General features: G+C 66.0%; 27 protein-coding genes. 22 read left to right on the top strand and 5 right to left on the bottom strand.

The window, feature by feature from the left end; genetic code table 11:
- Positions 1–36: 36 nt before the first annotated feature.
- Positions 37–1278 (top strand): glycosyltransferase, encoded by a 1242-nt coding sequence (locus CFB34_RS00225; protein ID WP_089443100.1) that lies wholly within the window; start codon positions 37–39, stop codon positions 1276–1278.
- Positions 1279–1298: 20 nt separating this feature from the next.
- Here the strand turns inward: CFB34_RS00225 and hutC are convergent, their stop codons facing one another.
- From hutC to CFB34_RS00205, 4 genes are all read right to left on the bottom strand, one after another.
- Positions 1299–1994, bottom strand: coding sequence for a histidine utilization repressor (gene hutC, locus CFB34_RS00220; protein ID WP_039349239.1), 696 nt, complete (start codon positions 1992–1994; stop codon positions 1299–1301).
- Between the two features lie 182 nt (positions 1995–2176).
- Positions 2177–3304, bottom strand: a complete 1128-nt coding sequence (locus CFB34_RS00215) for a porin (RefSeq protein WP_089443099.1) — start codon at positions 3302–3304, stop codon at positions 2177–2179.
- Positions 3305–3489: 185 nt separating this feature from the next.
- Positions 3490–3804, bottom strand: a complete 315-nt coding sequence (locus CFB34_RS00210) for a hypothetical protein (RefSeq protein WP_089443098.1) — start codon at positions 3802–3804, stop codon at positions 3490–3492.
- Positions 3805–3958: 154 nt separating this feature from the next.
- Positions 3959–4381, bottom strand: coding sequence for a hypothetical protein (locus tag CFB34_RS00205; protein WP_242808527.1), 423 nt, complete (start codon positions 4379–4381; stop codon positions 3959–3961).
- Here CFB34_RS00205 and kdpA point away from each other — a divergent pair.
- From kdpA to CFB34_RS00145, 12 genes are all read left to right on the top strand, one after another.
- The gene (gene kdpA / locus CFB34_RS00200) at positions 4361–6064 is read left to right on the top strand and encodes a potassium-transporting ATPase subunit KdpA (RefSeq protein ID WP_089443097.1); all 1704 of its coding nucleotides are present in this window, start codon (positions 4361–4363) and stop codon (positions 6062–6064) included. The genes CFB34_RS00205 and kdpA overlap by 21 nt on opposite strands.
- 10 nt (positions 6065–6074) lie before the next feature.
- Complete coding sequence (kdpC, locus tag CFB34_RS00195) at positions 6075–6776, top strand: potassium-transporting ATPase subunit KdpC (RefSeq protein ID WP_179243707.1); 702 nt, start codon at positions 6075–6077, stop codon at positions 6774–6776.
- An 80-nt stretch (positions 6777–6856) separates the two neighbouring features.
- Positions 6857–8881, top strand: coding sequence for a potassium-transporting ATPase subunit KdpB (kdpB, locus tag CFB34_RS00190; RefSeq protein WP_179243763.1), 2025 nt, complete (start codon positions 6857–6859; stop codon positions 8879–8881).
- Between the two features lie 80 nt (positions 8882–8961).
- Entirely contained in the window at positions 8962–10668 is a 1707-nt protein-coding gene (locus tag CFB34_RS00185; RefSeq protein ID WP_089443096.1) for a DUF4118 domain-containing protein, read from the top strand.
- A complete protein-coding gene (locus CFB34_RS00180; protein ID WP_089443095.1) occupies positions 10665–11417 on the top strand; it encodes a response regulator in 753 nt (250 codons plus the stop codon). Before CFB34_RS00185 ends, CFB34_RS00180 begins: the two co-directional genes overlap by 4 nt.
- Positions 11418–11690: 273 nt before the next feature.
- Complete coding sequence (locus CFB34_RS00175; protein WP_039344924.1) at positions 11691–12464, top strand: ABC transporter substrate-binding protein; 774 nt, start codon at positions 11691–11693, stop codon at positions 12462–12464.
- 174 nt (positions 12465–12638) lie between these two features.
- Positions 12639–13328 carry an ABC transporter permease gene (locus tag CFB34_RS00170; RefSeq protein ID WP_089443094.1) on the top strand — a complete coding sequence of 230 codons (690 nt, stop codon included), beginning with the start codon at positions 12639–12641 and terminating at the stop codon, positions 13326–13328.
- Positions 13325–14038 (top strand): ABC transporter permease, encoded by a 714-nt coding sequence (locus CFB34_RS00165; RefSeq protein WP_046549412.1) that lies wholly within the window; start codon positions 13325–13327, stop codon positions 14036–14038. The genes CFB34_RS00170 and CFB34_RS00165 overlap by 4 nt, the downstream gene beginning before the upstream one ends.
- Positions 14039–14071: 33 nt before the next feature.
- Complete coding sequence (locus tag CFB34_RS00160) at positions 14072–14839, top strand: ATP-binding cassette domain-containing protein (RefSeq protein ID WP_039344915.1); 768 nt, start codon at positions 14072–14074, stop codon at positions 14837–14839.
- A gap of 93 nt (positions 14840–14932) precedes the next feature.
- A complete protein-coding gene (locus CFB34_RS00155; RefSeq protein WP_089443093.1) occupies positions 14933–15367 on the top strand; it encodes a cupin domain-containing protein in 435 nt (144 codons plus the stop codon).
- 313 nt (positions 15368–15680) lie between these two features.
- Positions 15681–15818: an HHHH-motif protein gene (locus tag CFB34_RS00150; RefSeq protein WP_167347852.1), complete on the top strand. Its 138-nt coding sequence runs from the start codon at positions 15681–15683 to the stop codon at positions 15816–15818.
- A gap of 60 nt (positions 15819–15878) precedes the next feature.
- Positions 15879–16346: a DUF3761 domain-containing protein gene (locus CFB34_RS00145; RefSeq protein ID WP_089443092.1), complete on the top strand. Its 468-nt coding sequence runs from the start codon at positions 15879–15881 to the stop codon at positions 16344–16346.
- 106 nt (positions 16347–16452) lie between these two features.
- On the opposite strand, the gene phaZ is transcribed toward CFB34_RS00145, so the two are convergent.
- Positions 16453–17808, bottom strand: coding sequence for a polyhydroxyalkanoate depolymerase (gene phaZ, locus CFB34_RS00140; protein ID WP_089443091.1), 1356 nt, complete (start codon positions 17806–17808; stop codon positions 16453–16455).
- A 289-nt stretch (positions 17809–18097) separates the two neighbouring features.
- Between phaZ and CFB34_RS00135 the strand changes: the two genes are divergently transcribed.
- The 9 genes from CFB34_RS00135 (at position 18098) to CFB34_RS00095 (ending at position 26218) form a co-directional block, all read left to right on the top strand.
- Positions 18098–18763, top strand: a complete 666-nt coding sequence (locus tag CFB34_RS00135; protein WP_089443090.1) for a glutathione S-transferase family protein — start codon at positions 18098–18100, stop codon at positions 18761–18763.
- A gap of 218 nt (positions 18764–18981) precedes the next feature.
- Complete coding sequence (locus CFB34_RS00130; protein ID WP_089443380.1) at positions 18982–19353, top strand: hypothetical protein; 372 nt, start codon at positions 18982–18984, stop codon at positions 19351–19353.
- Positions 19354–19367: 14 nt separating this feature from the next.
- Complete coding sequence (locus tag CFB34_RS00125; RefSeq protein WP_089443089.1) at positions 19368–19751, top strand: hypothetical protein; 384 nt, start codon at positions 19368–19370, stop codon at positions 19749–19751.
- Positions 19752–19840: 89 nt separating this feature from the next.
- Positions 19841–20272: a lytic transglycosylase domain-containing protein gene (locus tag CFB34_RS00120; RefSeq protein ID WP_039344980.1), complete on the top strand. Its 432-nt coding sequence runs from the start codon at positions 19841–19843 to the stop codon at positions 20270–20272.
- Between the two features lie 277 nt (positions 20273–20549).
- On the top strand, positions 20550–21794 hold the full coding sequence (locus tag CFB34_RS00115) for a cyclic nucleotide-binding domain-containing protein (RefSeq protein WP_089443379.1): 1245 nt from the start codon (positions 20550–20552) through the stop codon (positions 21792–21794).
- Between the two features lie 13 nt (positions 21795–21807).
- Entirely contained in the window at positions 21808–22572 is a 765-nt protein-coding gene (locus tag CFB34_RS00110; protein WP_089443088.1) for a flagellar motor protein, read from the top strand.
- Positions 22573–22611: 39 nt separating this feature from the next.
- Positions 22612–23292, top strand: coding sequence for an OmpA family protein (locus CFB34_RS00105; protein WP_089443087.1), 681 nt, complete (start codon positions 22612–22614; stop codon positions 23290–23292).
- 169 nt (positions 23293–23461) lie between these two features.
- The gene (locus tag CFB34_RS00100) at positions 23462–25324 is read left to right on the top strand and encodes a methyl-accepting chemotaxis protein (RefSeq protein WP_089443086.1); all 1863 of its coding nucleotides are present in this window, start codon (positions 23462–23464) and stop codon (positions 25322–25324) included.
- Between the two features lie 105 nt (positions 25325–25429).
- Positions 25430–26218 (top strand): hypothetical protein, encoded by a 789-nt coding sequence (locus tag CFB34_RS00095; RefSeq protein WP_089443378.1) that lies wholly within the window; start codon positions 25430–25432, stop codon positions 26216–26218.
- The last annotated feature ends 38 nt before the right edge of the window (positions 26219–26256 follow it).

Genomic DNA, 26256 nt, shown 5'->3' with positions numbered 1-26256 from the left:
GAATCCACCCAATGCCGCCGGCACGAGGAGTCACGCATGAAGCTCGTCATCGCCACCTACGGCACCGAAGGCGACACGCGTCCGCTCGCTGCGCTCGGCCGTGCGTTGATCGATGCCGGCCACGATGTCCTGCTGCTGGCCGATGCGGCGACGCTCGGGTCGGCCGCGGTGCTCGGCGTGCCGTCGGCGCCGTTGTCCGGCGCCATCCGCCGCGCGATTGCGCCGGATGGCGCGTTGGCCGATGCGGTGCGCGGGCGCGGCGGCTTCAACGACACGTCGAAGGCGCTCGCGGCAATCGCCAATGCGAACACGGCTGCGTGGATGCGCGAAATCGCGGATGCATCGGAAGGCTGCGACGCGATCCTCGTGTCGGGGCTTGCATCGTTCGTCGGCTTGTCGGTCGCCGAGTATCGCGGCGTGCCGGCGATCGGCACCGGCATGATCCCGATCACACCCACCACCGAATTCGCGTCGCCGTTCCTGCCGCCGGGGAAAGTGCCGCGATGGCTGAATCGCGCGAGCCACCGGTTCGTGAACGCGCTGCTGTGGCAGGCGTTCAGGAAGGCGACGAATGCGGCACGAGCGAGCGTGTGCGGGTTGCCGCCGCGCAAGCAGGTGTGGACCGATCATCCGATGCTGTACGGCGTGTCGCCGGCGCTGCTGTCCGGGCCGGGCGACTGGCCGTCGAATGTGCAGGCATGCGGCCAGTGGCGGATCGATGCGCATGCCTGGGCGCCATCGTCCGAACTCGCGGCATTTCTCGAAGCGGGCGATCGCCCCGTGTACATCGGTTTTGGCAGTATGGCCGGCTTCGATCGCGCCGCGATGGTCGGAGCGCTGACGCACGCGCTCGCCGGCCGGCGCGCGTTGTTCTATCCGGGCTGGAGCGGTATCGACGCGTCGATGCTGCCGACGAACGTTCACGTGATCGGCGATACGCCGCATGACCGGCTGTTCCCGCAGGTATCGATGGCAATCCATCACGGCGGATCGGGCACCACGCATTCGGCGGCGCGGGCCGGCATTCCGTCGGTCGTCGTGCCGTTCGCGGGCGATCAGTTCTTCTGGGCGAACCGGCTGCAGCGACTCGGCGTGGCGGATGCTTCGGTGGCGGGGCGGCGCATGGACGCCGCTGCACTTGCACGGGCGATCGCATTTGCCGAACGGGACGAAACGAAAGCGCGAGCGATCGAACTCGGCGCGCGCATCGCACGAGAGGAAGGCTTGAAGCGGGCCGTCAGCGCGATCGAGCGATGGGGGCAGCCGGGCGCACGGTAAGCCCGCGCCTCCACCTCAGCTCAGAAATGCCCGGTGAACCGGTACCGGCTGCCCGGGTGCCACAGATTGGCGACCGACGCGACCATCCCCTGCGACCACGTGCGCCGATGCAGCAGCAGGCACGGCTCGCGGTCGTCCATCGTCAGGTGCCGGCGCGTTTCGGTGTCGGGCATCGCGGCCTCGATCCGGTATTCGACGCGCTGCAGCGGCGCGACGCGCGTCAGGTACTGGTTCGGCGTCGTGGTCGTGAAGTCCTGCAACGCATACTCGGGTGCGCAGGCCGGATTGACCCAGCGTTCCTCGAGCTGCACGGGCGTGTCGTTCTCGAAGTGCAGCACGCGCGAATGGAAGATCGGGCTGCCCGTGTCGATCTGCAGCTCGTCGGCGAGCTTCGCATCGGCGACGGCCGCGCCGACCTGCAGCACCTGCGCGCGATAGCCGTGGCCGCGCGCGGCGACTTCGTCCGAGATGCTGCGGATCGCGACGAGCGTCGATTCGTACTTCGGCGACGCGACGTACGTGCCTGAGCCGCGCGTGCGCGTGAGCACCTGCTCGGCCGTCAGCTCGCGCAGCGCGCGGTTGACGGTCATCCGCGCGACGTTGAATTCGCGCGCCAGCTCGTTCTCCGACGGCACCTGGTCGCCTTCCGCCCATTCGCCGGCATGAATGCGCGCGAGGATGAAGTCCTTGATTTCCTGATAGATCGGTGTGGTCATGGGATCACGATTCCAGAGTCGGCAGCGGCCCGCCGCCGAATGCCGATCCGGCGCGCGCCCGGCGCCGAGTGTACCGGTTTCGCAGGCGCGCGGGCCCGGATTCCCCGAATGATCCCTGTTCGGCCGGCGCGCGTCCATGCGGGATTGCACAGAGCGGCCGGCCTTGGGCAACTGGCGTACGGTCAGAACCGATGCCGGATGCCGACCGTCCCGACCACCTGCGTGTTGGTCGACGAAGGCGCGAGCCCCGTGACGTTCGCGAACCCGAGCGTCGCACCCGCCGGCGCGCCGAACTGGTGCTGGTAGACGGTTTCCGCGTACACGTCGGTGCGCTTGCTCAGCGCGTAGTCGGCCATCAGCGTCACCTGGTGCCATTTCGGCCGATGGCTGCCGGTTGCGTCGTCGTAGCGGCCGTGGGTGAACGTATAGGCGCCCGCGAACGAAACGGCCGGCGTCAGCGCATAGCGTGCGTTGACTTCGAAGTTGTCGAAGCGCAGCGCATTCAGCGCGCCGGGCAGCGACGACGCGGCCGTGTCGTCGAACATCGAATGCGTCCACAGCGCGCCGACCGTCAGCCGGTCGAACGCGTAGCTGCCGCCCGCGCCCATCACCCGCTGGCGCACGGCCGGGAAGTTCGGGCCGTCGTTGGTCGACAGCGCACCGCCGGCCGTCAGCCCGCCGCGGTTGAGCTGCAGGTACGCGGCGCCGAGGCTGACCGGCCCGTTCGCATACGACACGCCCGCGCTGTACGCGCGGTTGTTCGCGAAGCCGCCGGCCGCGTTGCTGAACCCGTACAGGCCGCCGAACTGCCAGCCGGCGAGCGTCGGGCTCGTGTATTTCACCGCGTTGTCGATGTAGAACGAATCGTCGAGGTTGTCGTTGTCGAACGGATGCGACGCGAGATTGTTGCCGTCGCCGTTGTTCGCCATCGCGAGCGGGCCGAGATAATCGACCACGGCATCGTATTGGCGGCCGAGCGTCAGCGTGCCGTACGGGTCGCTCTGCAGGCCGACGTACGCGCGGCGCCCGAACATCGTGTTCTTGTAGGACTGCGTGCCGTTGTTCAGGTTGAAGCCGTTTTCGAGGCGAAACAGCGCATGCAGGCCGCCGCCGAGATCCTCGTTGCCGCTCAGGCCGAAGACCGTGTTCGACAGCAGGCCGCTGCCTTGCTGCCACGCGCTTTTACCCGACTGGTTGTTCGTATAGACGATACCCGCATCGAGCATCCCGTAGAGCGTGACGCTGCTTTGCGCATGCGCGGCCGCGCTGAGGAACGCGAGGGATAGGGTACCGGCGACTGCTTTTTTCATTGTGAGTGCTTCCTGGAAAGGCCCGTAGCGACGGGAACGACGATCCGGCGCGCATGCCGGTGGCGAGCGTGCGCGGCTCGTGACGAAGACGAACCGCACGCGTTCGCGTCGGCAACGCGCGTTCGAATCGATGAAAGGGGAGCGGGCGCGTGACGCGTGTCACGCGCGACCGCAATGGACGCCGGCTAGTGCTGCAGCAGGCGGATCGTGCCGAATTCGGCGGCCGGCAGCAGGCGCAGGATCGACAGGATGGCGGGCGACGCCTGCGAGCGCGCGACTTCGAGCTCGATGCACGCGCGCCCGGTGCGGTTGTCGATCGCGGCCGTGTAGAAATTGAGCGCGGTGCCGACTGCCTGGTGCAGCAGGCGCCGCACGACGGCGAGGTTGTCCGATTCGACGCGGATCGACAGCAGCACGAGTTCGTCGGCGGGGCACCGGCGCCGCGCACGAACGGGCGGCAGGTCGCGTGAGGCGGCGGTTTCGGTTCTGGTCGGTTTCATGCTGGCATCCCCGGGTCGCATCGTGCTCCGCACCGCGGAGATCTCGTCTTGGACATGCCGCTCATTCTAGGAATGGCGATGAAGATACGGTGTATAGACTCGTATTGGCCCTGAAAAGAACGCATAAAAACGCCATCGCCGCCGGCTTTCGTCTTTACGGCTTTTTTACTTTGCGTAAGGAAATTGAACACCGCTTTGATACGCGGATTTCTACACTGTCGCATCCCATCCGCCAACTGAGCATGGGGGCGTCACACGAGCCTGCGCCAGCGCGGCGAGGCCCGATGCGCCGACGATCGCGCGGCGTTGCCGCGCATACAGAGAAAAGGGGAAAGCCATGTTGTGGATCACCGGCGCGTTGTCGCTCGCGCTCTTTATCTATCTGTTTCATGCGTTGATCCAACCCGAGCGGTATTGATCGGCGCGATTCAACAGGAATTCGAAAATATCGGTGAATGTCATGAGCGATCTGCTTTTCATCTTGTTCACGCTCGCGTTCTTTGCCTTGACGGCGGGTTTCATCACCGGCCTTGACCGGATCTGAGCGAGCGTCGACATGTTCAACAATCTCATTCAATTCGCGATCGTTCTCGCGATCATGCTGGCGCTGGTGCCCGTCGTCGGAAAATGGCTCGCGCACGCCTTGACGAGCCCGCGCCACGCGTGGGTCGAACGCCGTACCTATGCGCTGCTCGGCGTGAATCCCGACGAAGCGATGTCGTGGCAGCGCTACGGGATGGTGCTGCTGCTCAGCAATGCCGGGATGATGCTGCTCGGCTATCTGCTGCTGCGCATCCAGGACACGCTGCCGTTCGACGCGCTGCAGCGCGCGTCGCAAAGCCCCGACCTCGCGTTCAACACCGCCGCGTCGTTCATCACGAACACGAACTGGCAGGCGTATGCGGGCGAAAGCAGCCTGTCGAACTTCTCGCAGATGGCCGTCATCACGTTCCTGATGGTGGTCAGCGCGGCCACCGGCGTCGCGGCAGCGGGCGGCTTCATCCGCGGGCTGAGCCGCAAGAGCGCGGCGGACATCGGCAACTACTGGGTCGATTTCACGCGCGTGACCTATCGTGTGCTGCTGCCGCTCAGCTTCGTGATGGCGCTCGTGTACGTGTGGCAGGGCATGCCGCAGACGCTCGCGTCCGACGCATGGGCGACCACGCTCGAAGGCGCGCGCCAGCAGATCGTGATGGGGCCGGTGGCCAGCCTCGAATCGATCAAGCACATCGGCACGAACGGCGGCGGCTTCTTCAGCATGAACGCCGCGCATCCGTTCGAGAACCCGACGCCGCTCACCAACACGCTGCACATGCTGTCGATGCTGCTGATTCCGTCCGCGCTGACCTACACGCTCGGCACGATGATCGGCCGGCGCCGCCAGGGCTGGGTGATTCTTGCCGCGTTCGTCGTGATGTTCGTCGGCTTCCTGGCCGTGATCTATTCGGCCGAGCAGCACGGCAATCCGCTCGTGACCGGGCTCGGCGTCGACCCGCAACTGAGCGCCACGCAGCCGGGCGGCAACATGGAAGGCAAGGAGATGCGTTTCGGCATCGCCCAGACGAGCCTGTTCGCCACCGTCACGACGGCCGCGACCACCGGGTCGGTCGATGCGATGCATGACTCGCTGACGCCGCTCGGCGGGCTCGTGCCGATCGCGCAGATGATGCTGAACAACGTGTTCGGCGGCGACGGCGTCGGGCTGATCAACCTGTTCACGTTCGCAATCCTCACGGTGTTCCTGGTCGGGATGATGATCGGGCGCACGCCGGAGTTCCTCGGCAAGAAGATCGAGGCGCGCGAGATGAAGCTCGTGATGCTCGCGGTGCTCGCGCATCCGTTCAGCATCCTCGGCTTCACCGCGGTGGCGTCGATGCTGCATTCGACGATGGACAGCCTCGCGAACCTCGGCCCGCACGGCTTCAGCGAAGTGCTGTACGCCTACACGTCGGGCACGGCCAACAACGGCTCCGCGTTCGCGGGCCTGAACGCGAACACGCCGTTCTTCAACACGACGATCGGCTTCGCGATGCTGATCGGCCGCTACCTGACGCTGCTGCCGATGCTCGCGGTCGCCGGCAGCCTCGCCGCGAAGAAGGGCGTGCCGGAAAGCGCGGGCACGCTGTCGACGTCGACGGGCCTGTTCGCCGGCCTGCTGGTCTTCGTGATCCTGGTCGTCGGTGGTCTCACGTTCCTGCCGGCGCTCGCGCTCGGCCCGGTCGTCGAGCACCTGATGATGTCGGGCGGCCAACTGTTCTGAGGAAAACATCATGATGCAAGGCAATCGCCAGGCAGCGGCCGCCGCCGCGCCGGCACCCGGTTCTTCGTTCGGCGCGGCGACGCGCGGCCTCGTGCGGCCCGTGATCGCGTCATCGGTGCTGTTCATGCTCGTCACGGGTATCGCATATCCGCTGCTCACCACCGGCGTCGCGAACGTGCTGTTCCCGTCGCAGGCGCGCGGCAGTCTCGTGCAGCAGCACGGCACGACGGTCGGCTCGGCGGTGATCGGGCAGCCGTTCACGCGGGCCGGCTACTTCCACGGGCGGCCGAGCGCGACGGTCGGCACCGATCCGGCCGATCCGTCGAAGACGGTCGACCAGCCGTACAACGCGGCCGGCAGCGGCGCCAGCAATCAGGGCGCCACCAGCAAGAAGCTGCTCGCGGATATCGCGCAGCGGGTGCGCACCTACCGGCAGGAAAACGCGCTCGCCGCCGGCACGCCGGTGCCGGCCGATGCGGTGACCGCGTCGGCGTCGGGGCTCGATCCCGAGATCTCGGTCGCGAACGCGCGGCTGCAGGCGGCGCGGGTCGCGCAGGCGCGCGGCGTCGATGCCGCGCAGGTCGCGGCGCTGGTCGACCGGATCGCCCTGCCGCGCCAGCTCGGCGTGCTCGGCGAACCGCGCGTGCGCGTGCTCGACCTGAACCTCGCGCTGGACCGCGCATTCGGCCAGGCGGCCGGCGCGAAGCAATAGCAGGAACCACGGAGTCACTCATGTCCCATATCGAAACCCCGATCAATCCAGTGGCGATGCCGGCCGGCGGCGTGCCGCCGATGCGCTGGACGGCCGTGCTGCGCGAGGCGTTCCGCAAGCTCGCGCCGCGCGTGCAGTTGAAGAATCCCGTGATGTTCGTCGTCTATCTCGGCAGCATCGTCACGACCGTGCTGTGGTTGCAGGCGCTGGCCGGCACGGGCGACGCGCCGGCCGGCTTCATCTTCGCGGTCGCGTGCTGGCTGTGGTTCACCGTGCTGTTCGCGAACGCGGCCGAGGCGCTGGCCGAAGGGCGCGGCAAGGCGCAGGCCGATGCGCTGCGCGCGGCGCGCAAGCGCGTGTACGCGAAGGTGCTCGACGAGCCGAAGCAATTCGGCAGCACCAGCCATCGCGTGCCAAGCGACGAGCTCGCGGCCGGCAGCATCGTGCTCGTCGAAGCCGGCGACACGATTCCGGCCGACGGCGAAGTGATCGACGGCGTCGCGTCGGTCGACGAATCGGCGATCACCGGCGAATCCGCGCCGGTGATCCGCGAGTCGGGCGGCGATTTTTCGTCGGTGACGGGCGGCACGCGCGTGCTGTCCGACTGGATCATCGTGAAGATCACCGCGCAACCGGGCGAAGCGTTCCTCGACCGGATGATCGCGATGGTCGAAGGCGCGAAGCGCGGCAAGACGCCGAACGAGGTCGCGCTGACGATCCTGCTCGTCGCGCTGACGATCATCTTCCTGCTCGTGTGCGTGACGCTGCTGCCGTTCTCGCAGTTCAGCGTGCTGCTGAACGCGTCGGGTACGGCGGTGAGCCTGACCGTGCTGATCGCGCTGCTCGTGTGCCTGATCCCGACGACGATCGGCGCGCTGCTGTCGGCGATCGGCATCGCGGGGATGAGCCGCATGATGCGCGCGAACGTGCTCGCGACGTCGGGCCGCGCGATCGAGGCGGCCGGCGACGTCGACGTGCTGCTGCTCGACAAGACCGGCACGATCACGCTCGGCAACCGCGAGGCCGTGCAATTCCGGCCGGCGCCGGGCGTGGACGAGCGTGCGCTGGCCGAGGCCGCGCAACTGTCGTCGCTCGCCGACGAAACGCCCGAGGGGCGCTCGATCGTCGCGCTCGCGAAGCAGCGTTTCTCGCTGGACGTGGCCGCGACCGCCGGCAGCATCGCCGTGCCGTTCAGCGCACGGACGCGAATGAGCGGCCTCGACATCGGCGAGCGTCAGGTGCGCAAGGGCGCGGCGTCGGCGGTCCGCGCGCACGTCGATGCGCTCGGCGGTGTGTTTCCTCAAGCGGTCGAGACGGCCGTCAACGATATCGCGCGACGCGGCGGCACGCCGCTCGTCGTGGCGGACGGTGCCCGCGTGCTCGGCGCGATCGAGCTGAAGGACATCGTCAAGCACGGGATCGCCGCCCGCTTCGCCGAGCTGCGCAAGGTCGGCGTGAAGACCGTGATGATCACCGGCGACAACCGGCTCACCGCGGCCGCGATCGCGGCGGAAGCCGGCGTCGACGACTACCTCGCCGAAGCGACGCCCGAGGACAAGCTGCGGCTGATCCGCGAGCACCAGGCGAAGGGCCATCTCGTTGCGATGACGGGCGACGGCACCAACGACGCGCCCGCGCTCGCGCAGGCCGACGTGGCCGTCGCGATGCACAGCGGCACGCAGGCGGCGAAGGAGGCGGCCAACATGGTCGACCTCGACAGCAACCCGACGAAGCTGATGCAGGTGGTCGAGGTCGGCAAGCAGATGATCATGACGCGCGGCGCGCTGACGACGTTCAGCGTCGCCAACGATCTTGCGAAGTATTTCGCGATCATCCCGGCCGCGTTCGTCGCGACGTATCCGGCGCTCGGTGCGCTGAACGTGATGGGGTTGCACAGCCCGACGTCGGCGATCCTGTCGGCGGTGATCTTCAATGCGCTGATCATCGTGGCGTTGATCCCGCTCGCGCTGAAAGGCGTGAAGTATCGCGCGGAGCCGGCCGAGAAGCTGCTGGGGCGCAACCTGCTGATCTACGGCGTGGGTGGCGTCATCGCGCCGTTCATCGGCATCAAGCTGATCGACATGCTGTTGACGCCGTTTATCTGACCGAACGCGCCGTCGCGGCCCCGCTCACGCCTTCATGGCGTGCGCGGGGCCGTTCGGCGTTTCAATTGCCGGAAGCGATCATGGATGTGAATGTGAACGTGAGCGAAGCGAATCGACGGGCAACGGGGCCGCGGGACACCGCCGCCCACCGCAGCGGGGACGACGTGCGCCGCGACCGCTGGCGCGGCGTGCTGCGCGTAGGCGCGACGCTGGCCGACCGCATCGCGGGCGCCGGGCCCGACACGCAGCCGACGCTGGCCGTGCGCGAAGCGCGCCCGCGCACGCACGTGTGGATGTCGCAGTACGCGGTGCCGCTGCTGCTCGCCACGCTCGTGTGCGCGCTGGCGACACTCGCGGCCAGCGCGCTGCTGCGCGTGTTCGACCTGTCGAACGTCGTGATGCTGTTCCTGATGACCGTTGTGCTGATCGCGCTGCGGCTCGGCCGGCTCGCCGGTGCGTGGGCCGCATTCGTGTGCGTCGGCTGCTTCGACTTCTTCTTCGTCGAGCCGAGGCTGTCGTTCGCGGTGTCCGATACGCAGTACGTGTTCACGTTCGCGCTGATGCTGGCCGTCGCGCTCGCGATCGGCCAGCTCGCGGCGCGCCTGCGCGCGGAGGCGCGGGCCGCGCGTGCGAACGAGAAGCGCTCGGCGGCGCTGGCACGGGTCGCGCATGACCTGTCGGCGGCGATCGAGACCGAGCAGATCGCATCGATCTGCACCGGCACGATCGCGCCGCTGCTCGGCGTGCGCGTCGCGCTCGTGCTGCCGGATGCGGACGATCATCTGATGCCGGCGCAGCACGCCCGGTTCGTCGAAGCACCGATTGCCCGCTGGGTCTACGAGAATGCACGTGGCGCGGGGGGCGGGCTGCCGCCGTTCGAGCGCGCGGCCGCGCAGTACCTGCCGCTGAAGGCGCCGATGCGCGTGCGCGGCGTGCTCGTGCTGTTCGGCGACGCGCAGCCAGTTCCCACCGACCCCGACGATCGCCGCCTGATCGACGCATTGTGCTCGTCGATCGCGATGGCGCTCGAACGCGTGCACTACGTCGATGTCGCGCAGCACACGCTGGTCCGCATCGAAGGCGAGCGGCTGCGCAACGCGCTGCTCGCCGCGGTGTCGCACGACCTGAAGACGCCGCTGACCGCGATCCGCGGGCTGGCCGAGACACTGGAGCGGCCCGAGCGGCTGGCCGACGGGCAGCCGGCCGCGCTCGCGCACGGCATCCGCAACCAGGCCGAGGCGCTGCACGGGCTCGTCGTGAACCTGCTCGATCTCGCGCGCATGCAGAGCGAGGGCGTGCGGCTGAATCGCGAATGGCACATGCTCGACGAGATCGTCGGCAGCGCGCTCGCGCATTCGGCCGGCGTGCTGGCCGGCCGCGACGTGAGCACCGACTTGCCGGCCGACCTGCCGCTGATCGACGTCGATGCGCTGCTGATCGAGCGCGTGCTGATGAACCTGCTCGACAACGCGGCGAAGTATGCGGGCGCGAACGCGGCCGTGGCGGTGCGTGCGCGCGTGTTCGGCGAAACGCTGTACGTATTCGTCGAGGACGACGGGCCCGGCTTCGTCGCGCGCAACACCGAGCCGCTGTTCGAGCCGTTCGAGCGCGAACGCAAGGAATCGTCGATCAGCGGCGTGGGGCTCGGGCTCGCGCTGTGCCGCAGCATCGTCAACGCGCACGGCGGCTCGATCCGCGCGGTGCCGCTCGAGCCGCACGGCGCGCGGTTCGAGGTTCGCCTGCCTCTGGGCGCGCCGCCCGATATCGAACACGAGAGCCGGACATGATCAGATCGCGCGTACTTATCGTCGAGGACGAATCGGACATCCGCCGTTTCGTGCGGATGGCGCTGGAACAGGAAGGGCTCGACACCTGCGAGGCGTCGACGGCCCGCGAGGCGCGGATGTATGCGTCGAGCAGCAAGCCCGACCTCGTGATCGTCGACCTCGGGCTGCCGGACGACGACGGCAAGACCTTCATCCGCGAGCTGCGCAAGTGGTCGACGGTGCCGGTGATCGTGCTGTCGGCGCGGCAGCAGGAAGTGGAGAAGGTCGCGGCGCTCGATGCGGGCGCGGACGACTACCTGCCGAAGCCGTTCGGCGTGCCCGAACTGCTCGCACGGGCGCGCGCGCAGTTGCGGCGCGCGGCGTTCGTCTCGGCCGACGGGCAATCGTCGTCGATCGTGCGGTTCGGCGAGGTCACCGTCGATCTCGGCAAGCACGAAGTGGCGCGCGGCGGCGTGCCCGTTCACCTGACGCGCCTCGAATTCCGGCTGCTCGCCGCGCTGATCCGCGCACGCGGCGGCGTGATCGCCGCACGGCAGTTGCTGGCGGAGGTCTGGGGCATCCACGACGCCGACCGCGCGCACTACGTGCGCGTGTACATGACGAACCTGCGGCAGAAACTCGAGCCGGTGCCGGCACGCCCGCGGCACCTGCTGACGGAGCTGCAGTTCGGCTACCGGCTGGTCGGTCTGGAAACGGTCGCCACGGCGGACGGGCCGTGCGGCGCGGCGCCGGCAGGTCTAGACAACTGAAATCCAGCTCCCCGTCGTTCGCCAACGCCCGGAGAAAGCTGTTGTTTAGCTCGGTGTAATTCGCAATTAATTGAAATATAAGGAAATTTGCGACCCACGATCCTATTGAACCGACAATTAGAGATAAACACGGATTGCTGGCGCACCTTGTGAAAAGGCAAAGTTGTATGTACAACTTGAGGTGTCGCCGGAAGGGGCGACCCCCGGGTTGGAAGGGTTCACGGCGGCGCTGCCCGACGGAACCCGGCCCAGTTCGCCTCTGACAGGAACGCCATGAAGAAACTCGCGCTCAGTATTGCCCTTGCCTGCATCGCGGTCGGTGCCCACGCCAAGGATTGGTCGACGATCCGGTTCGGCGTCGACGCCAGCTATCCGCCGTTCGAATCGAAGGACGCAAGCGGCAAGGTCGTCGGCTTCGACGTCGATCTCGGCAACGAGATCTGCGCCCGCCTGAAGGCGAAATGCGTGTGGATCGAGAACGACTTCGACGGGATGATTCCCGCGCTGAAGGCGAAGAAGTTCGACGGCGTGCTGTCGTCGATGTCGATGACGCCGGCGCGTGCCGAGCAGATCGCGTTCTCCGACAAGCTGTTCAACACGCCGACGCGCCTCGTCGCGAAGAAGGGCACGAACCTGCAGCCGACGGCCGAATCGCTGAAGGGCAAGTCGGTGGGCGTCGAGCAGGGCACCATCCAGGAAACCTACGCGAAGGCCTACTGGGCGCCGAAGGGCGTGCAGGTCGTGCCTTACCAGAACCAGGACGGCGTGTACCAGGACCTGATGTCGGGCCGCCTCGACGCGGCGCTGCAGGACGCGGTGCAGGCCGACATCGGCTTCCTGAAGACGCCGCGCGGCGCGAACTTCGAATTTGCCGGCAAGGACATCGACGATCCGAAGACGCTCGGCAACGGCGCCGGCATCGGGCTGCGCAAGGACGACGCCGACCTGAAGGCGAAGATCGACCACGCGATCGCCGACATCATCAAGGACGGCACGTACAAGAAGCTCGAGAAGAAGTACTTCGCGTTCGACGTCTACGGCGGTTGATGCTCCCCGCGGCGCGCACCGGTTGCGATGCGCGCCGCGTCCGTCGCGGGTGCAACCCGCTTCGCGCGATGCGTCCGACTTGATGAGCAGGCTGCATCAGGTAGTGCGCAGATATCGTTTGATGCGCGGGTAATGGCTATTGACAATCCAGCCACATCGTTCTGGATCCCTCATATGATCTTCCAAGGATTTGGCCCGCTGTTGTGGGCCGGCACGGTGGAAACCGTGAAGCTCGCGGTGCTGTCGCTCGCGGCGTCGCTCGTGCTGGGCCTCATCGGCGCAAGCGCCAAACTGTCGACGAACCGCATGCTCAGGTCGATCGGCACCTTCTACACGACGCTGATCCGCGCGGTGCCGGACCTCGTGCTGATGCTGCTGCTGTTCTACGGGATCCAGATCCTGCTGAACAACGTCACCGACATGCTCGGCTGGGACCAGATCGACATCGACCCGTTCGTGGCCGGCGTCATCACGCTCGGCTTCATCTACGGTGCGTACTTCACCGAGACGTTCCGCGGCGCGTTTCTCGCGGTGCCGCGCGGCCAGCTCGAAGCGGGCTTCGCATACGGGATGAGCGGCTGGCGCGTGTTCCGCCGCATCCTGTTCCCGCAGATGATGCGCTTCGCGCTGCCCGGCATCGGCAACAACTGGCAGGTGCTCGTGAAGGCCACCGCGCTCGTGTCGATCATCGGCCTCGCCGACGTCGTCAAGGCGTCGCAGGACGCCGGCAAGAGCACGCTCGATTTCTTCTTCTTCACGCTGGCTGCAGGCGCGATCTACCTCGCGATCACGACGGTCTCCAACGTCGTGCTGCATCACCTCGAGAAGCGTTATTCCGTCGGCGTCCGGAGGCTCGCACTGTGATCGAACTCGTCAGCCAGTACTGGCAAAGCTATCTCTATACCGACGGCTACCGCTTCAGCGGCCTCGCGATCACGCTGTGGCTGCTGGTGGTGTCGATCGCGTTCGGCTTCGCGCTCGCCGTGCCGCTCGCGATCGCGCGCGCGTCGTCGAACCGCTGGATCTCCGGCCCGGTGTGGCTCTATACGTACGTGTTCCGCGGCACGCCGCTCTACGTGCAACTGCTGATGTGCTACACGGGCATCTACAGCCTGCAGGTCGTGCACAACCACGTGCTGCTCGACACGTTCTTCCGCAACGCGATGAACTGCACGCTGCTCGCGTTCGTGCTGAACGAATGCGCGTATGCCACCGAGATCTTCGCGGGCGCGATCAAGGCAACGTCGGCAGGCGAGATCGAGGCCGGCATGGCCTACGGGATGTCGCGCTTCAAGCTCTACACGCGGATCATCCTGCCTTCCGCGCTGCGCCGCTCGCTGCCGAGCTACAGCAACGAAGTGATCCTGATGCTGCACGCGACGACGCTCGCGTTCACCGCGACCGTGCCCGACATCCTGAAGGTCACGCGCGACGTCAATTCGGCAACCTACATGTCGTTCCAGGCCTACGGCATCGCGGCCGTGCTGTACGCCGCCGTCGTGTTCACGCTCATCTGGGCGTTCCGCAAGCTCGAGACGCGCTGGCTCGCGTACCTCTCGCCGCGCGGCCATTAACGCATTCGCAAGATTCGCAAGGAAGGACCCAGCATGTACAAGCTTACCGTTGACAACCTGCACAAGAAGTTCGGCGACAACGAGGTGTTGAAGGGCGTGTCGATGAAGGCGAAGGCCGGCGACGTGATCAGCATCATCGGCTCGAGCGGCTCCGGCAAGAGCACGTTCCTGCGCTGCATCAACTTCCTCGAGCAGCCGTGCTCGGGGCAGATCACGATCGGCAGCGAGCCGATCCAGACCACGCGCGACCGCAACGGCTCGCTGCGCGTGGCCGACCAGAAGCAGCTGCAGCGGATGCGTACGAAGCTGTCGATGGTGTTCCAGCACTTCAACCTGTGGGCCCACATGACGGTGCTCGAGAACATCATCGAAGCGCCGATGGCCGTGCTCGGCGTCGGCAAGGACGAGGCGATCGCGCGGGCGCGCAAGTACCTGGAGAAGGTCGGCCTCGCGCCGCGCGTCGAGGGCATGTATCCGTCGCACCTGTCGGGCGGCCAGCAGCAGCGCGTCGCGATTGCGCGCGCGCTGGCGATGGAGCCGGAAGTGATGCTGTTCGACGAGCCGACCTCGGCGCTCGATCCGGAGCTCGTCGGCGAAGTGCTGAAGGTGATGCAGAAGCTCGCGGAAGAAGGCCGCACGATGGTCGTCGTCACGCACGAGATGGGTTTCGCACGCAACGTGTCGAATCACGTGATCTTCCTGCATCAGGGGAAGATCGAGGAGGAGGGGAATCCGCAGGAGATTCTCGTGAATCCGAAGAGCGAACGGCTCGGGCAGTTTCTGTCGGGGCGGTTGAAGTAAGCGGGCAGGCGGCGTCGCGCGTCATCGGCGACGTCGCATACTGGAACGCTAAATGCTTGTCACGCGGGATCCTTTCAATGAAGGAGCACCGCGATGAGCACACCGATCACCACCGCCTTTTCCCATGTGAAGCCGCAGGACACCGCGTATCGCGGCGAAGGCCTGCGCGACTTCTTCCTGTATCGCGATCTCGGTATCGCGGCCGCGACGAACGGCAAGGTCGTCGCGCAACTCGTCAGGGCGAATCATGCACCGGAGGCGGGCACCGGCTGGCACCGTCACGAGGCCGAGTTCCATATCGTCATCATGCTGAAGGGCTGGGCGCGCTTCATGTACGGCGACCAGGAAACGCTGGTGGCGGCCGGCGACTGCGTGCACCAGGCGCCGGGGATCGTCCACTACCTGTTCGACTACTCGCCTGACATGGAGTACCTGGAGATCGTCGGGCCCGCCGATTTCACGTCGATCGATGTCGAGGGGCCGTGCGCGGTGCCGCCGCCGACGCCTTGGGGAGAGGCGGGGGCGTAGCTGCGTGGTGTTGCCGCATGCATCGTCGGTACGCCTGTTTGTGACAAACCGCCCTCGTGGCGGTTTTTTCTTGCGCGTTCCACGGAGGTTTCCGTGCGAACCGCTTTCCCTGCTTCACATTCTTTCGAATTCCGAATCGTCGCGAAGCTGAAGATCCTGAAAGGAAAGAAAGACATTCGTCGGCTTCGATGCGTTGACGGCGCCTCGATGTCAAATATCGTCAATTGCGCGTGGACGCGGTGCACGGCGAGTCGACGACCGGCGTTAAGGAGGTACCAGCCGGATCACCGGTTGAGTTACCCGGGAGAGTTTCATGAAGCGCATCGCGAAGATCCTGACGGCCACCGCAGTGGCATGTGCCGTCCTTGCTCCGGCACTGGCCGAAGCGCATTCGCACCGTGTGTGTCATTTCGATCATCACCACCATCGCGTGTGCCGCTGGGTGCGGTAACCGCGACTTTCCCGGGGATACCCGGAACGCATGCTTTATCAGGCAAATCAGGAGAGGACTATGAAAAAGACGATGTTGATCGCCGCGCTGGTCGCCGGCATGGGGTTGTCGATCGGTGCATTCGCGCAGGTTCCGGCCAGCGCGCCGGCCGGCACGACCGGTCTGTGCAAGGATGGCTCGTTCTACTCGGGCGCATCGAAGAAGGGCGCGTGCGCCGGCCACAAGGGTGTGAAGACCTGGTACGGCGCATCGTCGGCGGCAGCCGCCAGCGCACCGGCCGCAGCGCCGGCCACGGCAGCCTCCGCAGCGCCTGCATCGGGCACCGCGCCGGCGAAGAGCGCGGCAGCAACGACCGCGGCGGCAGCGCCGGGCGGCGGCGCGGGCAAGGTGTGGGCGAACGACAGCACGAAGGTCTATCACTGCTCGACCGACAAGTACTACGGCAAGACGAAGCACGGCAGCTACATGTCGGAAGCCGACGCGAAGGCGAAGGGCTACCACGCATCGCACGGCAAGGCCTGTTCGTAACGCGGGCTGACGCGCGAGGCCGCTCCCTCGCGCATCATCTGAACACTGCAGCAACGCACGCCCCGCCATCAACGGCGGGGCGTTTCATTTTCAGCGCCGTCCGGCTTCAGTGCGCGAGCTGCGATTGCGTGTCGGTCGCAGCATCGTGCGCGGCTGCGCGGGCGTCGAGCAGCGCGCGCAGCGTCACGTAGTGCGTGCCGTCCGCGTTGCCGTCTGCACCCGCGGTGCGATCGTATGGCTCGTTGTCGTGGATCGTCGCGCGCACGATCGGATAGATCTGCGTTTCCCAGCGGCTGCCGTTGAACACGCCGTAGTGGCCCGCGCCCGTCTGTACGTGATGCGTCTTCAGGTACGGCGGCAACCCCGAGCACAGCTCCTGCGCGGCCACCGTCTGGCCGACCGCGCAGATGTCGTCCTTCTCGCCTTCGATCGTCAACAGCGCGGTGCGATGAATCGCCGCCGGTTCGACGAGCCGGTCGCCGACCGTCAGCTCGCCGCGCGCGAGCGCGTATTGCTGGAACACCTTCTCGACCGTTTCCAGATAGAACTCCGCGGTGAGATCGGCGGTCGCGAAGTATTCGTCGTAGAAGTGCCGCAGCGTGTCGGCCTTCGCCGGATCGCCTTTCGCGCGCTCGTAATACAGGTCGGCGAACGACGCCGCATGACGATCGGGATTCATCGACATGAACGCGCCCACCTGCACGAAGCCCGGATACACGCAGCGCTGCGCCCCGACGAAGCCCGCCGGCACGACACTGATCAGGTTGCGCGCGAACCATTCGATCGGCTGGCTCGTCGCGAGCGCGTTGACCTTCGTCGGATTCACGCGGCAATCGATCGGGCCTGCCATCAGCGTCAGGCTCGCGGGCTGCGCTGGATCGCCGCCGGCCGCCATCAACGAAACTGCTGCAAGCGCGGCGACGGTCGGCTGGCAGATCGCGAGCACGTGCGCATCCGGGCCGATCTGGTGGATGAAGTCGATCACGTGCGCGACGTATTCGTCGAAGCCGAACCGTCCGGCCGTCAGCGGGATGTCGCGCGGGTTGTGCCAATCCGTGATGTACACGTCGTGGTCGGCGAGCATCGTCTGCACGGTGCCGCGCAGCAGCGTCGCGAAATGCCCGGACATAGGAGCTACGATCAGCACGCGCGGCTGGCGCGCCACCGGCCGCGCCTTGCGGAAATGCAGCAGCGTGCCGAACGGCGTGGCCGCGGCGGCTTCCTCGACGATCGGCACCGTTTCGCCGTCGACGACGATCGACGCGATGCCGAACGGCGGACGCCGATGCGAGAACGCGCAGCATTCGAGCAGTTCGCACAGCGCGTCGAGCATGCGGCCGGTCGGCGTCGCGGTGGCGGGCGGCCACAGCGACATCGTCGCGCGGGTAGCGGCGGCCCATGCGCGCGCCGGGCGCGTGCATTCTGCAGACCATTGATAGAACGGATAGGCAAGCAGATTCATGGCTGTCGCTCGTTGTGCCGCGTTGCAGGGAACGAGGCAAGCGATGTGCCAGCTTGCGGCTGGCACGCGCGTTGCACGTGGTTCGGGAACGCGGCGACGCAGGCGGCACGCGACACACGGCAGCCGCACGCGATGCGTTGCCCGGCCGGCCTGTCGTGCGGCACGTGACGCGACAGCGTGCGGCGCTGCGCCAGTTCGGCGAATGCGCGGCACCGGCATGGTGCGGGTGACGCCGCGCGGCGTCCGTTTTCGGTGCAGGGGCACGAACGGTCTTGAACAGGGGAGCGACATGGAAGTCACCGGAGGACAGACGACGCTGACCATCAGCAGCCGCAATTACTCGTCGTGGTCGATGCGCGGCTGGCTGCTCGCGAAGCTGAGCGGGCTCACGTTCGAGACGGTCAGCGTGCCGATCGATGCCGCGTCGCGCGCGGAGTTGCTGCTGCTGTCGCCGTCGATTCTCGTGCCGTGCCTCACCCACGACGGCAACACGGTGTGGGACACGCTCGCGATCGCCGAATACCTGAACGAAATCCGGCCGCAGGCGCGGCTGCTGCCGGAGGACCGCCGAGCACGCGCGCATTGCCGGTCGATCTGCGGCGAGATGCATTCCGGCTTTAGCGCGCTGCGCTCCGCGTTGCCGATGAACCTGCGCGCGCATTTTCCTGGCTTCCGCATCTGGTCGCGTGCACAGCACGACATCGAGCGGATCGTGACGATCTGGCGCGAGTGCCTGGCCGCATACGGCGGCCCTTGGCTGTTCGGCGCGGAGATCGGCATCGCCGACGCGATGTATGCGCCGGTCGTCACGCGCTTCCTGACCTACGACGTGAAACTGGAGCCCGACGTCGCCGAGTACTGCATGCAGGTACTCGCGCAACCGTTCGTCGCGGAGTGGATCGATGCGGCGAAGGCGGAGCACGAAGACATCGACGAACTCGACATGGAGTTCTGACGCGCCGGATCACGTGCGGCACACGCGTCGTCATGCATGACGCGCTCAAATATCGGATGAATGGCGTCTGACCAAAGCGCGCTTAAATCGGACGAATCGCCGCCACGGCGTGAGGCCCCGTGCGGCGGGCCTCGTGCGTTATCGGGGTAAACATCGCGGGCGCGGTGCCGATAACGCAGGTCCAGTGACCGCAAGAGAAACACGTGAAACCGTTCGTCATGCTTGTCTTTGCCGCTGCGCTCGTCACGTCAGCCGGCTGCGCCCAACTTCAACCCGCACACCAGGACGCGAATACGCACCCCGATGCGCCCTCCGCGTCGACGTCGCTCGTCGATTTCGTCATACCAGCCGATGCGCTTGGTGCGCGCGATCCTCAGTTGACCGCGTTGCTTACGAAAGTCGGTGCGCTGGCATCGAAGCAGTCGCAACCGATGACGATTCGCGTGGCCGCGCTGCCGCAGGATTTCGGCTACCTGAACCAGTCGATCAAGCGCGGCATTGCGACGCCGCGTGCTGCGGCGGTGCGCGTCGAGAACGTCGCGGCCGGCAGTTGCCGGCCGTACAGCGTCCAGGTCGGACCGAGCCAATAACAGGAGATCCCGCGATGCTACGACTGTCGATCTGTGCCGCCATGTTCATGTGCGGCACCGCGTGTGCGGCGCCGCCCGGCGATGGCGTGCCGTTTGCCCCTGCTGCGTCCAACCAGGTGTTTCCACCGCTGCCGCCATTCGCGTCGCTGCCGCCGGGAGCGGGCGGCGACGACGAAGTGCAGGCACCCGCACCGACGGGCGGCCGTCACGCGAAGAAGCTGCGCCACGCATCGCCCGTGAAGAAGGCGCCGGAATGGCAGGTGCGTCTCGTCGTGACCGACGAGTCGCGCGCGGCGCTCGCCGCCGAGGACAAGAAGCTCGACGACGCGCTGGCGAAAAGCACGCACGAGCGGCGCACGACGGGGGCCGGCGCGGCAGCGCTGGCGATGACGCCATGAGCGCGCGGATTCGAAGCGGCGGATACGTGACGGCTCGAACCGGAGTCGCGTCGACGCAACGACGTTGCACGCCATGGCTGTGGTTCGCGATGTTGGTGTTGAGCGCGCTCATCGTCACGCCGGTGCGTGCCGCCGACGACGCGCCCGGCAACGAATGCTTCGAGCGCGCGGCCGGCTATCAGGGCGTCAACCCGCATATCCTGCGCGCGATCGCCTGGTACGAATCAAAGGGCAATCCGGCTGCCGTGCATCGCAACGCGGACGGCAGCATCGACGTCGGCCAGACCCAGATCAACTCGGTGCATTTCGGCGAGCTGCGCCGCTATGGCGTGCCGCCACGCGCGCTGAAGGATGCGTGCGTGAACATCTACGTCGCGGCGTGGATGCTGAAACGCAAGATGGTCCGCTATGGGAACACCTGGCAGGCGATCGGTGCCTATCACTCGGAAACGCCGCGCTATCGGGACGAATACGCGCGAAACATTCATGCTGTGGTCGTGTCGTGGGGCTTGCACGAATGAGCCGCCTTTTGGTGAGTGTTGAAGGCCGCAAGTAAGGATCGCGGCGGGCTCGGCCGGTTCGACGAACGTGCCGCAGCCTGTCGTTTTCCCGAATACATCAAGCCGATTCTGCTGCGCAAACGATTTACATCAAATTCTGCTCAAGGAACCCCTGCGACGAGGTTAAAGAACTCCACAGCGTATGTCGTAAACGGGAGCACGGGGAACGGCGGCGATGATCGCGCATGCAGCGCGACGCGCCGCCGCACAAGAAAGCAAGCGCAGCAGGGGAATCGACTTGAATCGTCAGCAATCGTGGACGCGTACGGCGGCGCCCGGAGAAATCATCTACTCCGAGGGCTTTGCGGGTGAGCCCGTCATCTTCTTGATCACCGACGGCAAGGTCGAGCTGTCCACGCGATGCGACGACAAGCGCGTCGTCGTCGCGACACTCGGCCGCGGCGAGTTCTTCGGTGAATCGGCGTTGCTCGCATCCGAGCCGCGTGCCCATACCGCGAAGGCCCTTTCATTCTGTCAGTTGACGGTCGTGCCGGCCGGCATGCTCGACGACGAAATCGAGCGCGTGTCGGCGCTGCTGCGTCACATCGTGCGAACGATGATCCGCCGCGTGAAGCGCAAGGACGACCAGCTCGCCACCTACACCCATGCCGACTTTATGCCGGGCGTGCTGTCGTATGCGCATGTGCTGTCGCTGATGGCGGGCGCCGAAGCGCGCGATGGCGGCGACACGTGGGCGCGCCGGCCGATGCAGGCCCATGCGGCCGAAACCTCGGTGCCGCTCGCCGACGTGATCCGCAAATGCCGCGCGATTGCCGGCCACTCGCGGCCGCACGTGCTCGCGATGCTGCGACGCATGGAGAAGCTCAATCTCGTCACGATCGAAGCGGCGCAGGCGGACCATGCGGGCGGGGCGGTCGACTATGCGGCGTCGTCGGATGCACGCCAGGTCGTCACGTTCGACGCCGCGCGCGTGATCGATCGCGCGCAGCAGGTGGCCGATCACGATCTCGACCTGTCGATCAACAGCGAACTCGAACTCATCGAGCTGGCCGACCTCGAAGCGCTGATCGGTGTCGAGAAGACGATGCTGCTCAACAAACTGTCGAACGGCGAGATTGCCGACGAGTTGTTCGCGTTCCGCAAATCGAAAGTGCTCAGTTACGTCGAACAGAAGGGCGTGACGTACTTCTCGCGGCGCAATGCGCGTCGCGGCGGCGACGTGCGCGCGCTGGAGGATCTCGTGTGGATCGACCAGCGCACGCTGTTCGACGTGATCAGCGCGTTCGATACGTACGATCTCGCGAAGCTGATCGCGAATCTCGACGATCGCGCGGTGGCCGACAAGCTGTTCTCCGTGATGACCGAGGCGCGGCGCAACGAGGTGTCGTGGGTGATGCGCCGCGAGCTCAAGCTCGATCCGGTCGAGATCGAGGACATCGAGCAGCGCGTGCTGGATGCCGTACGCGCGGCGAAGGCGCCGGCGGCGGGCACCGTGCCTGTCGCGTCGGCATCGGATGCTTGACGAGGAGGCGCGCATGGATCTGTTGACTCTGGCCGGTGTGCTGTTGGGCGGCGCTGCGATCGTGTTCGGTTTCGCTCTGGAAGGCGGGCATTTCTCGATGCTGTTCCAGTTCGAGGCGCTCGTGATCGTGCTCGGCGGCACGCTCGGCGCGGTGATGATCCAGAACACCTGGGCGCGCTTCTTCGACGCGGTGAAACAACTGCGGCTCGCGTTCGTGCGGGCACGCGAAGTCGATCGCAAGAACCTGTCCGACCTGCTCGAATGGGGCGACCGCGCGAAGCTCGACGGGCTGCTCGCATTCGAATCGATGGACGTGAGCGGCATTCATCCGTTCGCGCGCCGCGGGCTCGAACTGCTGGCGAACGGCGTGTCGACCGCCGTGCTCGAAGACGCGTTGCAGCGCGAACTCGATGCGTATGAACGCAGCCGACTCGCCGCCGTGCGCGTGTGGCAGCAGGCCGGCGGCTATGCGCCGACCTTCGGCATTCTCGGCTCGGTGCTCGGGCTCGTGCAGGTGACGAGCCATATTCTGGAGCCGGCGCAGCTCGGGCCGGGCATCGCGGTCGCGTTCATCGCGACGCTGTACGGGCTGGCGTTCGCCAACCTCGTGTTCCTGCCGCTTTACGGCAAGCTGCGCGCGCAGATCGACAGCGAGCTGCGGTTTCGCAAGCTGTATCTCGACGGCTTGCTCGCGATCTCGCGCAAGGAATCGCCGCATACGATCGAGACGCGCCTGACCGGCGACGTGCGCGGTCGCGCGGTCGAATCGCTCGCATGATGCGCGTGTGTCATACGACGAACCCGGAATGCCAATCGCATGACTGCTCGAACTGACGGCGCATCCGCCGCCGATCGCGACGACGACGAACTCGAAGGCGCGCAATCCGGCCGCTGGCTGATTTCGTACGCGGATCTCATCACGACGCTGATGGTGCTGTTTCTCGCGTTGTACGTGCTCCAGCTCGCGAAATACAACGCGCTGGACGCGCGGTACCAGACGCTCGCGCGGCATGCGGAAAGCGCGGCGAGTGCATCCGCTGCTGCGACCGCTGCGGTGACGCCTGAGCACTCGCCGCCGTGGCTCGCTTTGCTCGATTCGTTGAAGTCGAATGGCCGGATCTCGCTCGTGAAGGCGCCGCATGGCGTCGAGATCGGCATCGACGCGAAGATCCTGTTCAACGTAGGCGATGCGCGCCTGCTGCCCGATTCGTCGCCGGTGCTGAACCAGATCGCGCAGGCACTGAGCGATCACGCAACCGGCGAGATTCTCGTCGAAGGCCACACCGACAGCGTGCCGATCGCGAACGCGAAATACGAATCGAACTGGGAGCTGTCGTCGGCGCGCGCGGGGAGCGTCGTGCGCTACCTGACCGAGCGCGGTGTCGCCCCGCACCGGCTCGCGGCGATCGGGCGGGCCGATACACAGCCGCTCGTCGCGGGCGACGATGCGGCCGCGCGGGCGCGCAACCGGCGTGTCACGATCTTCGTTGCATATTGATCGGCGCTGAATTTTCGTTGTTCGCGCATCTATAAGCGGCCGCATATGTCCGCCTGACAACAACATAACGAATCTCGCATGATGAGCATGTGAGATCAGCGATGCGGTTCTGCGCGTGCATGCCGATAACCCAAACTGGCTCAGACCGAGCGGTTATCGAGGGTTCCCCATGCATTTCTGGCGCAAGCTTTCCATACAGAACAAGCTGATTCTCAGCATGACGAGTTGCCTGCTCGTGTTCGTCGCGATCTCGAGCGGACTCAGCATCCGCCTGATCGGCAACGCGGTGCGCGATCGCGTCGTGCGCGAAGAGCTGCCGACGGCCGTGAACGGCATCCGCGCCGACGTGCAGCGGCAGATGGCCGGGCCGATCGCCGCGTCGCGGATTCTCGCGCGCGATGCGTTCCTGCTGCAATGGGAAGCCGACGGCGAACCCGACGCCGGCACGCGCAACTGGATCCAGCTCGCGAAGAACGTGAAGGACGAGCAGAAGGCCGCGTCGGTGCAGTGGGTGTCCGTGAAGAGCGGCAACTACTACAACGAATCCGGCCTGCAGCGGAAGGTGACCGACAAGGATCAGTGGCTGACCGGCTTCCTGTCGTCCGGCAAGGCGTTCGACGTGAACATGGACCGCGAGGTGACGGTCGGCGGCTACATGATGTTCATCAACAGCCGCGTCGAGCTTGATGGTGTGCCGATTGGTGCTGCGTGCATGAGCCTGTCCGTCGATGCGCTCGCGAAGGGGATTGCTGCGTACCGGATCGGCGAGACCGGGTTCGCGTATCTCGTACGTCCCGATGGCGCGATCATGATGCATCGCGATTCGTCGCTGATCGACGGCAAGCATTTCATGAAGGATCAGCAGGGGTTGCCGGGGGATGCGTCGGCGACGCTGTTGGCCGGGCAGCCGTATGCGTACCTGAGCTACAACGGTGATGGCGGCGCGCGTTTCATCGCGACGTCGTTCATTCCGGAGTTGAACGCGTATGTGGTCGTCGAGGTGCCGCAGGCGGAACTGCTCGGGCCGGTGACGCGTGCGATTCGTAGCGCCGCGCTGGTTGCGGCGGTGGTGGGACTGGGTGTCGCGCTGCTCGTGATCTGGCTGGTGGGGCGTGCGATTGCCGCGCCGATTCGTCGCGCGGCGACACTGCTGTCGGAGATCGCTAGCGGGCAGGGTGACCTCACGCGCCGGATGACGGTCGAGAGCCAGGACGAGATCGGGCAGTTGTCGGATGCGTTCAACCGGTTCGTGTCGTCACTGTCGGCGCTGGTGCACAGCATTCGCGCGGCTTCGTCGTCGATTGCGACTGGGTCGGCGCAGATTGCTACCGGGAATGCGGATCTCAGTGAGCGCACCGAAGGGCAGTCGAGCAACCTGGAGCGCACGGCTTCGTCGATGGAAGAGATCACGGCGGTGGTGCGGAACAACACCGAAACGGCGACGACGGCCGCGAAGATGATCAACGGTGCCGCCGATACGGCGGCGCGCGGCGGGCAGGTGGTGGGTGAAGTCGTGACCACGATGCAGGAGATCAGCGACGCGTCGCAGCGGATCTCCGAGATCATCGTGATGATCGACAGCATCTCGTTCCAGACGAATATTCTTGCTTTGAACGCGGCTGTGGAAGCAGCACGGGCCGGGGAGCAGGGGCGCGGGTTTGCGGTAGTGGCTTCTGAGGTGCGGAATCTGGCGCAGCGCAGCGCGCAGGCAGCGAAGGAGATCAAGACGCTGATCGAGCATAGCGCGGGGACGGTGAATACCGGGTCGCGGCTGGTGAGTGAGGCGGGGAAGGTGATGCGCGATGTTGTCTCGCAGGTTCAAGGCGTGAGCGCGATGATGAGCGAGATCGCCGAGGCTAGCCTGGAACAGAGCGCCGGTATCGACCAGATCGGGGACGCGGTGCAGTCGCTCGATCAGATGACGCAGCAGAATGCGGCGCTAGTTGAAGAAAGCGCGGCGGCTGCGGCGAGCTTGAAGCAGCAGGCGGCGGAATTGACACGATTGGTGTCGGCTTTCAAGGTGGATGAGTAAAGTCTGATTCGCGATTTAGAATAAGGCGTTTCTGAGGGACGGCTGCCGTGGGGTTACGGTGGCCGTTTTTGCATGTTTGCGCGGGATTCGGTGGCGTCTATAAAAATGAAACGCATTTCCAAATGGAAGATCGGGGTGGGGGCGGCGGTGCTCGTCGCGGTGGCGGCTGCGGTGGGGGCGAAGGTGATTGCGTCGCCTACCGATTCTTATCTCGCCTATCGGAAGAAAGCCGTCGACACCATTACAGCGGCGCGGATGGAAGATCAGGCGGATCTGGACAAGAAATACACCGCTGAGGTGAATGCGCGGTTGGTTAAGCTTGTCGGGACGGTCAGGGCGAGAGGGTTTTCCTCGAAGGCGGGGAGTACCGTGGAGACCCTCGTCATCGACAACGGGATTACGCCCGGGCCGGATGGACTGCTCTTGAAGTCGAATGACGGGAAGGTGAATCTCGTTGTGACGACGGTTCCGCTTTTGAAGGCGTGGGTGGCGACGGCGGATGCGGGGATCAAGTTCACGGACGATGTTGCCGTTATCTTCGATAACGAGACGTTTTACACCGACGTGCTCGGCGGCGACGCTGCGGAGTTTCGGTTTACCGAATTGCCGGTGAAGCGGAAACCGGCTGATGCGGTGGTGAAGGCGTTGCTGCTGGGTGACAGCCAGGACGGGATGCCGGATGGGCCGAATACGTTGGTGGTGTCGGTCAAGCAGGGCGCGCGGGTTTATCTCATGTGGCGGGATGCGACGTTGCCGACGATTGTCGCTTGCAGTGCGGGGCACGTGGCAGAGGAACAGCGGCCAGCCTGTTACGCGCAGCAATTGCCTAAACAGCGGCGCTTTTCGCGGTTTGTGTCGGAAGCGCAGGCGATGGTCGATGCGGTTGTTCAATAGGATGCGATTGTTTCCATGGTCGGTGAGTCGGGCGATAT

The organism is Burkholderia sp. HI4860 (assembly GCF_002223045.2).
In the GTDB taxonomy this organism is placed as follows: Bacteria; Pseudomonadota; Gammaproteobacteria; order Burkholderiales; family Burkholderiaceae; genus Burkholderia.
The sequence above is the reverse complement of the archived record's forward strand: the minus strand, read 5'-3'. Positions and strand labels throughout refer to the sequence as shown.

Bases quoted from the DNA above. Each gene is read 5' to 3' on its own strand.
- CFB34_RS00225 (WP_089443100.1), top strand. From the start codon at position 37: ATGAAGCTCGTCATCGCCACCTACGGCACCGAAGGCGACACGCGTCCG.
- hutC (WP_039349239.1), bottom strand. From the start codon at position 1,994: ATGACCACACCGATCTATCAGGAAATCAAGGACTTCATCCTCGCGCGC.
- CFB34_RS00215 (WP_089443099.1), bottom strand. From the start codon at position 3,304: ATGAAAAAAGCAGTCGCCGGTACCCTATCCCTCGCGTTCCTCAGCGCG.
- CFB34_RS00210 (WP_089443098.1), bottom strand. From the start codon at position 3,804: ATGAAACCGACCAGAACCGAAACCGCCGCCTCACGCGACCTGCCGCCC.
- kdpA (WP_089443097.1), top strand. From the start codon at position 4,361: ATGTTCAACAATCTCATTCAATTCGCGATCGTTCTCGCGATCATGCTG.
- kdpC (WP_179243707.1), top strand. From the start codon at position 6,075: ATGATGCAAGGCAATCGCCAGGCAGCGGCCGCCGCCGCGCCGGCACCC.
- kdpB (WP_179243763.1), top strand. From the start codon at position 6,857: ATGCGCTGGACGGCCGTGCTGCGCGAGGCGTTCCGCAAGCTCGCGCCG.
- CFB34_RS00185 (WP_089443096.1), top strand. From the start codon at position 8,962: ATGGATGTGAATGTGAACGTGAGCGAAGCGAATCGACGGGCAACGGGG.
- CFB34_RS00180 (WP_089443095.1), top strand. From the start codon at position 10,665: ATGATCAGATCGCGCGTACTTATCGTCGAGGACGAATCGGACATCCGC.
- CFB34_RS00175 (WP_039344924.1), top strand. From the start codon at position 11,691: ATGAAGAAACTCGCGCTCAGTATTGCCCTTGCCTGCATCGCGGTCGGT.
- CFB34_RS00170 (WP_089443094.1), top strand. From the start codon at position 12,639: ATGATCTTCCAAGGATTTGGCCCGCTGTTGTGGGCCGGCACGGTGGAA.
- CFB34_RS00160 (WP_039344915.1), top strand. From the start codon at position 14,072: ATGTACAAGCTTACCGTTGACAACCTGCACAAGAAGTTCGGCGACAAC.
- CFB34_RS00155 (WP_089443093.1), top strand. From the start codon at position 14,933: ATGAGCACACCGATCACCACCGCCTTTTCCCATGTGAAGCCGCAGGAC.
- CFB34_RS00150 (WP_167347852.1), top strand. From the start codon at position 15,681: ATGAAGCGCATCGCGAAGATCCTGACGGCCACCGCAGTGGCATGTGCC.
- CFB34_RS00145 (WP_089443092.1), top strand. From the start codon at position 15,879: ATGAAAAAGACGATGTTGATCGCCGCGCTGGTCGCCGGCATGGGGTTG.
- phaZ (WP_089443091.1), bottom strand. From the start codon at position 17,808: ATGAATCTGCTTGCCTATCCGTTCTATCAATGGTCTGCAGAATGCACG.
- CFB34_RS00135 (WP_089443090.1), top strand. From the start codon at position 18,098: ATGGAAGTCACCGGAGGACAGACGACGCTGACCATCAGCAGCCGCAAT.
- CFB34_RS00130 (WP_089443380.1), top strand. From the start codon at position 18,982: ATGCTTGTCTTTGCCGCTGCGCTCGTCACGTCAGCCGGCTGCGCCCAA.
- CFB34_RS00125 (WP_089443089.1), top strand. From the start codon at position 19,368: ATGCTACGACTGTCGATCTGTGCCGCCATGTTCATGTGCGGCACCGCG.
- CFB34_RS00120 (WP_039344980.1), top strand. From the start codon at position 19,841: ATGTTGGTGTTGAGCGCGCTCATCGTCACGCCGGTGCGTGCCGCCGAC.
- CFB34_RS00110 (WP_089443088.1), top strand. From the start codon at position 21,808: ATGGATCTGTTGACTCTGGCCGGTGTGCTGTTGGGCGGCGCTGCGATC.
- CFB34_RS00105 (WP_089443087.1), top strand. From the start codon at position 22,612: ATGACTGCTCGAACTGACGGCGCATCCGCCGCCGATCGCGACGACGAC.
- CFB34_RS00100 (WP_089443086.1), top strand. From the start codon at position 23,462: ATGCATTTCTGGCGCAAGCTTTCCATACAGAACAAGCTGATTCTCAGC.
- CFB34_RS00095 (WP_089443378.1), top strand. From the start codon at position 25,430: ATGAAACGCATTTCCAAATGGAAGATCGGGGTGGGGGCGGCGGTGCTC.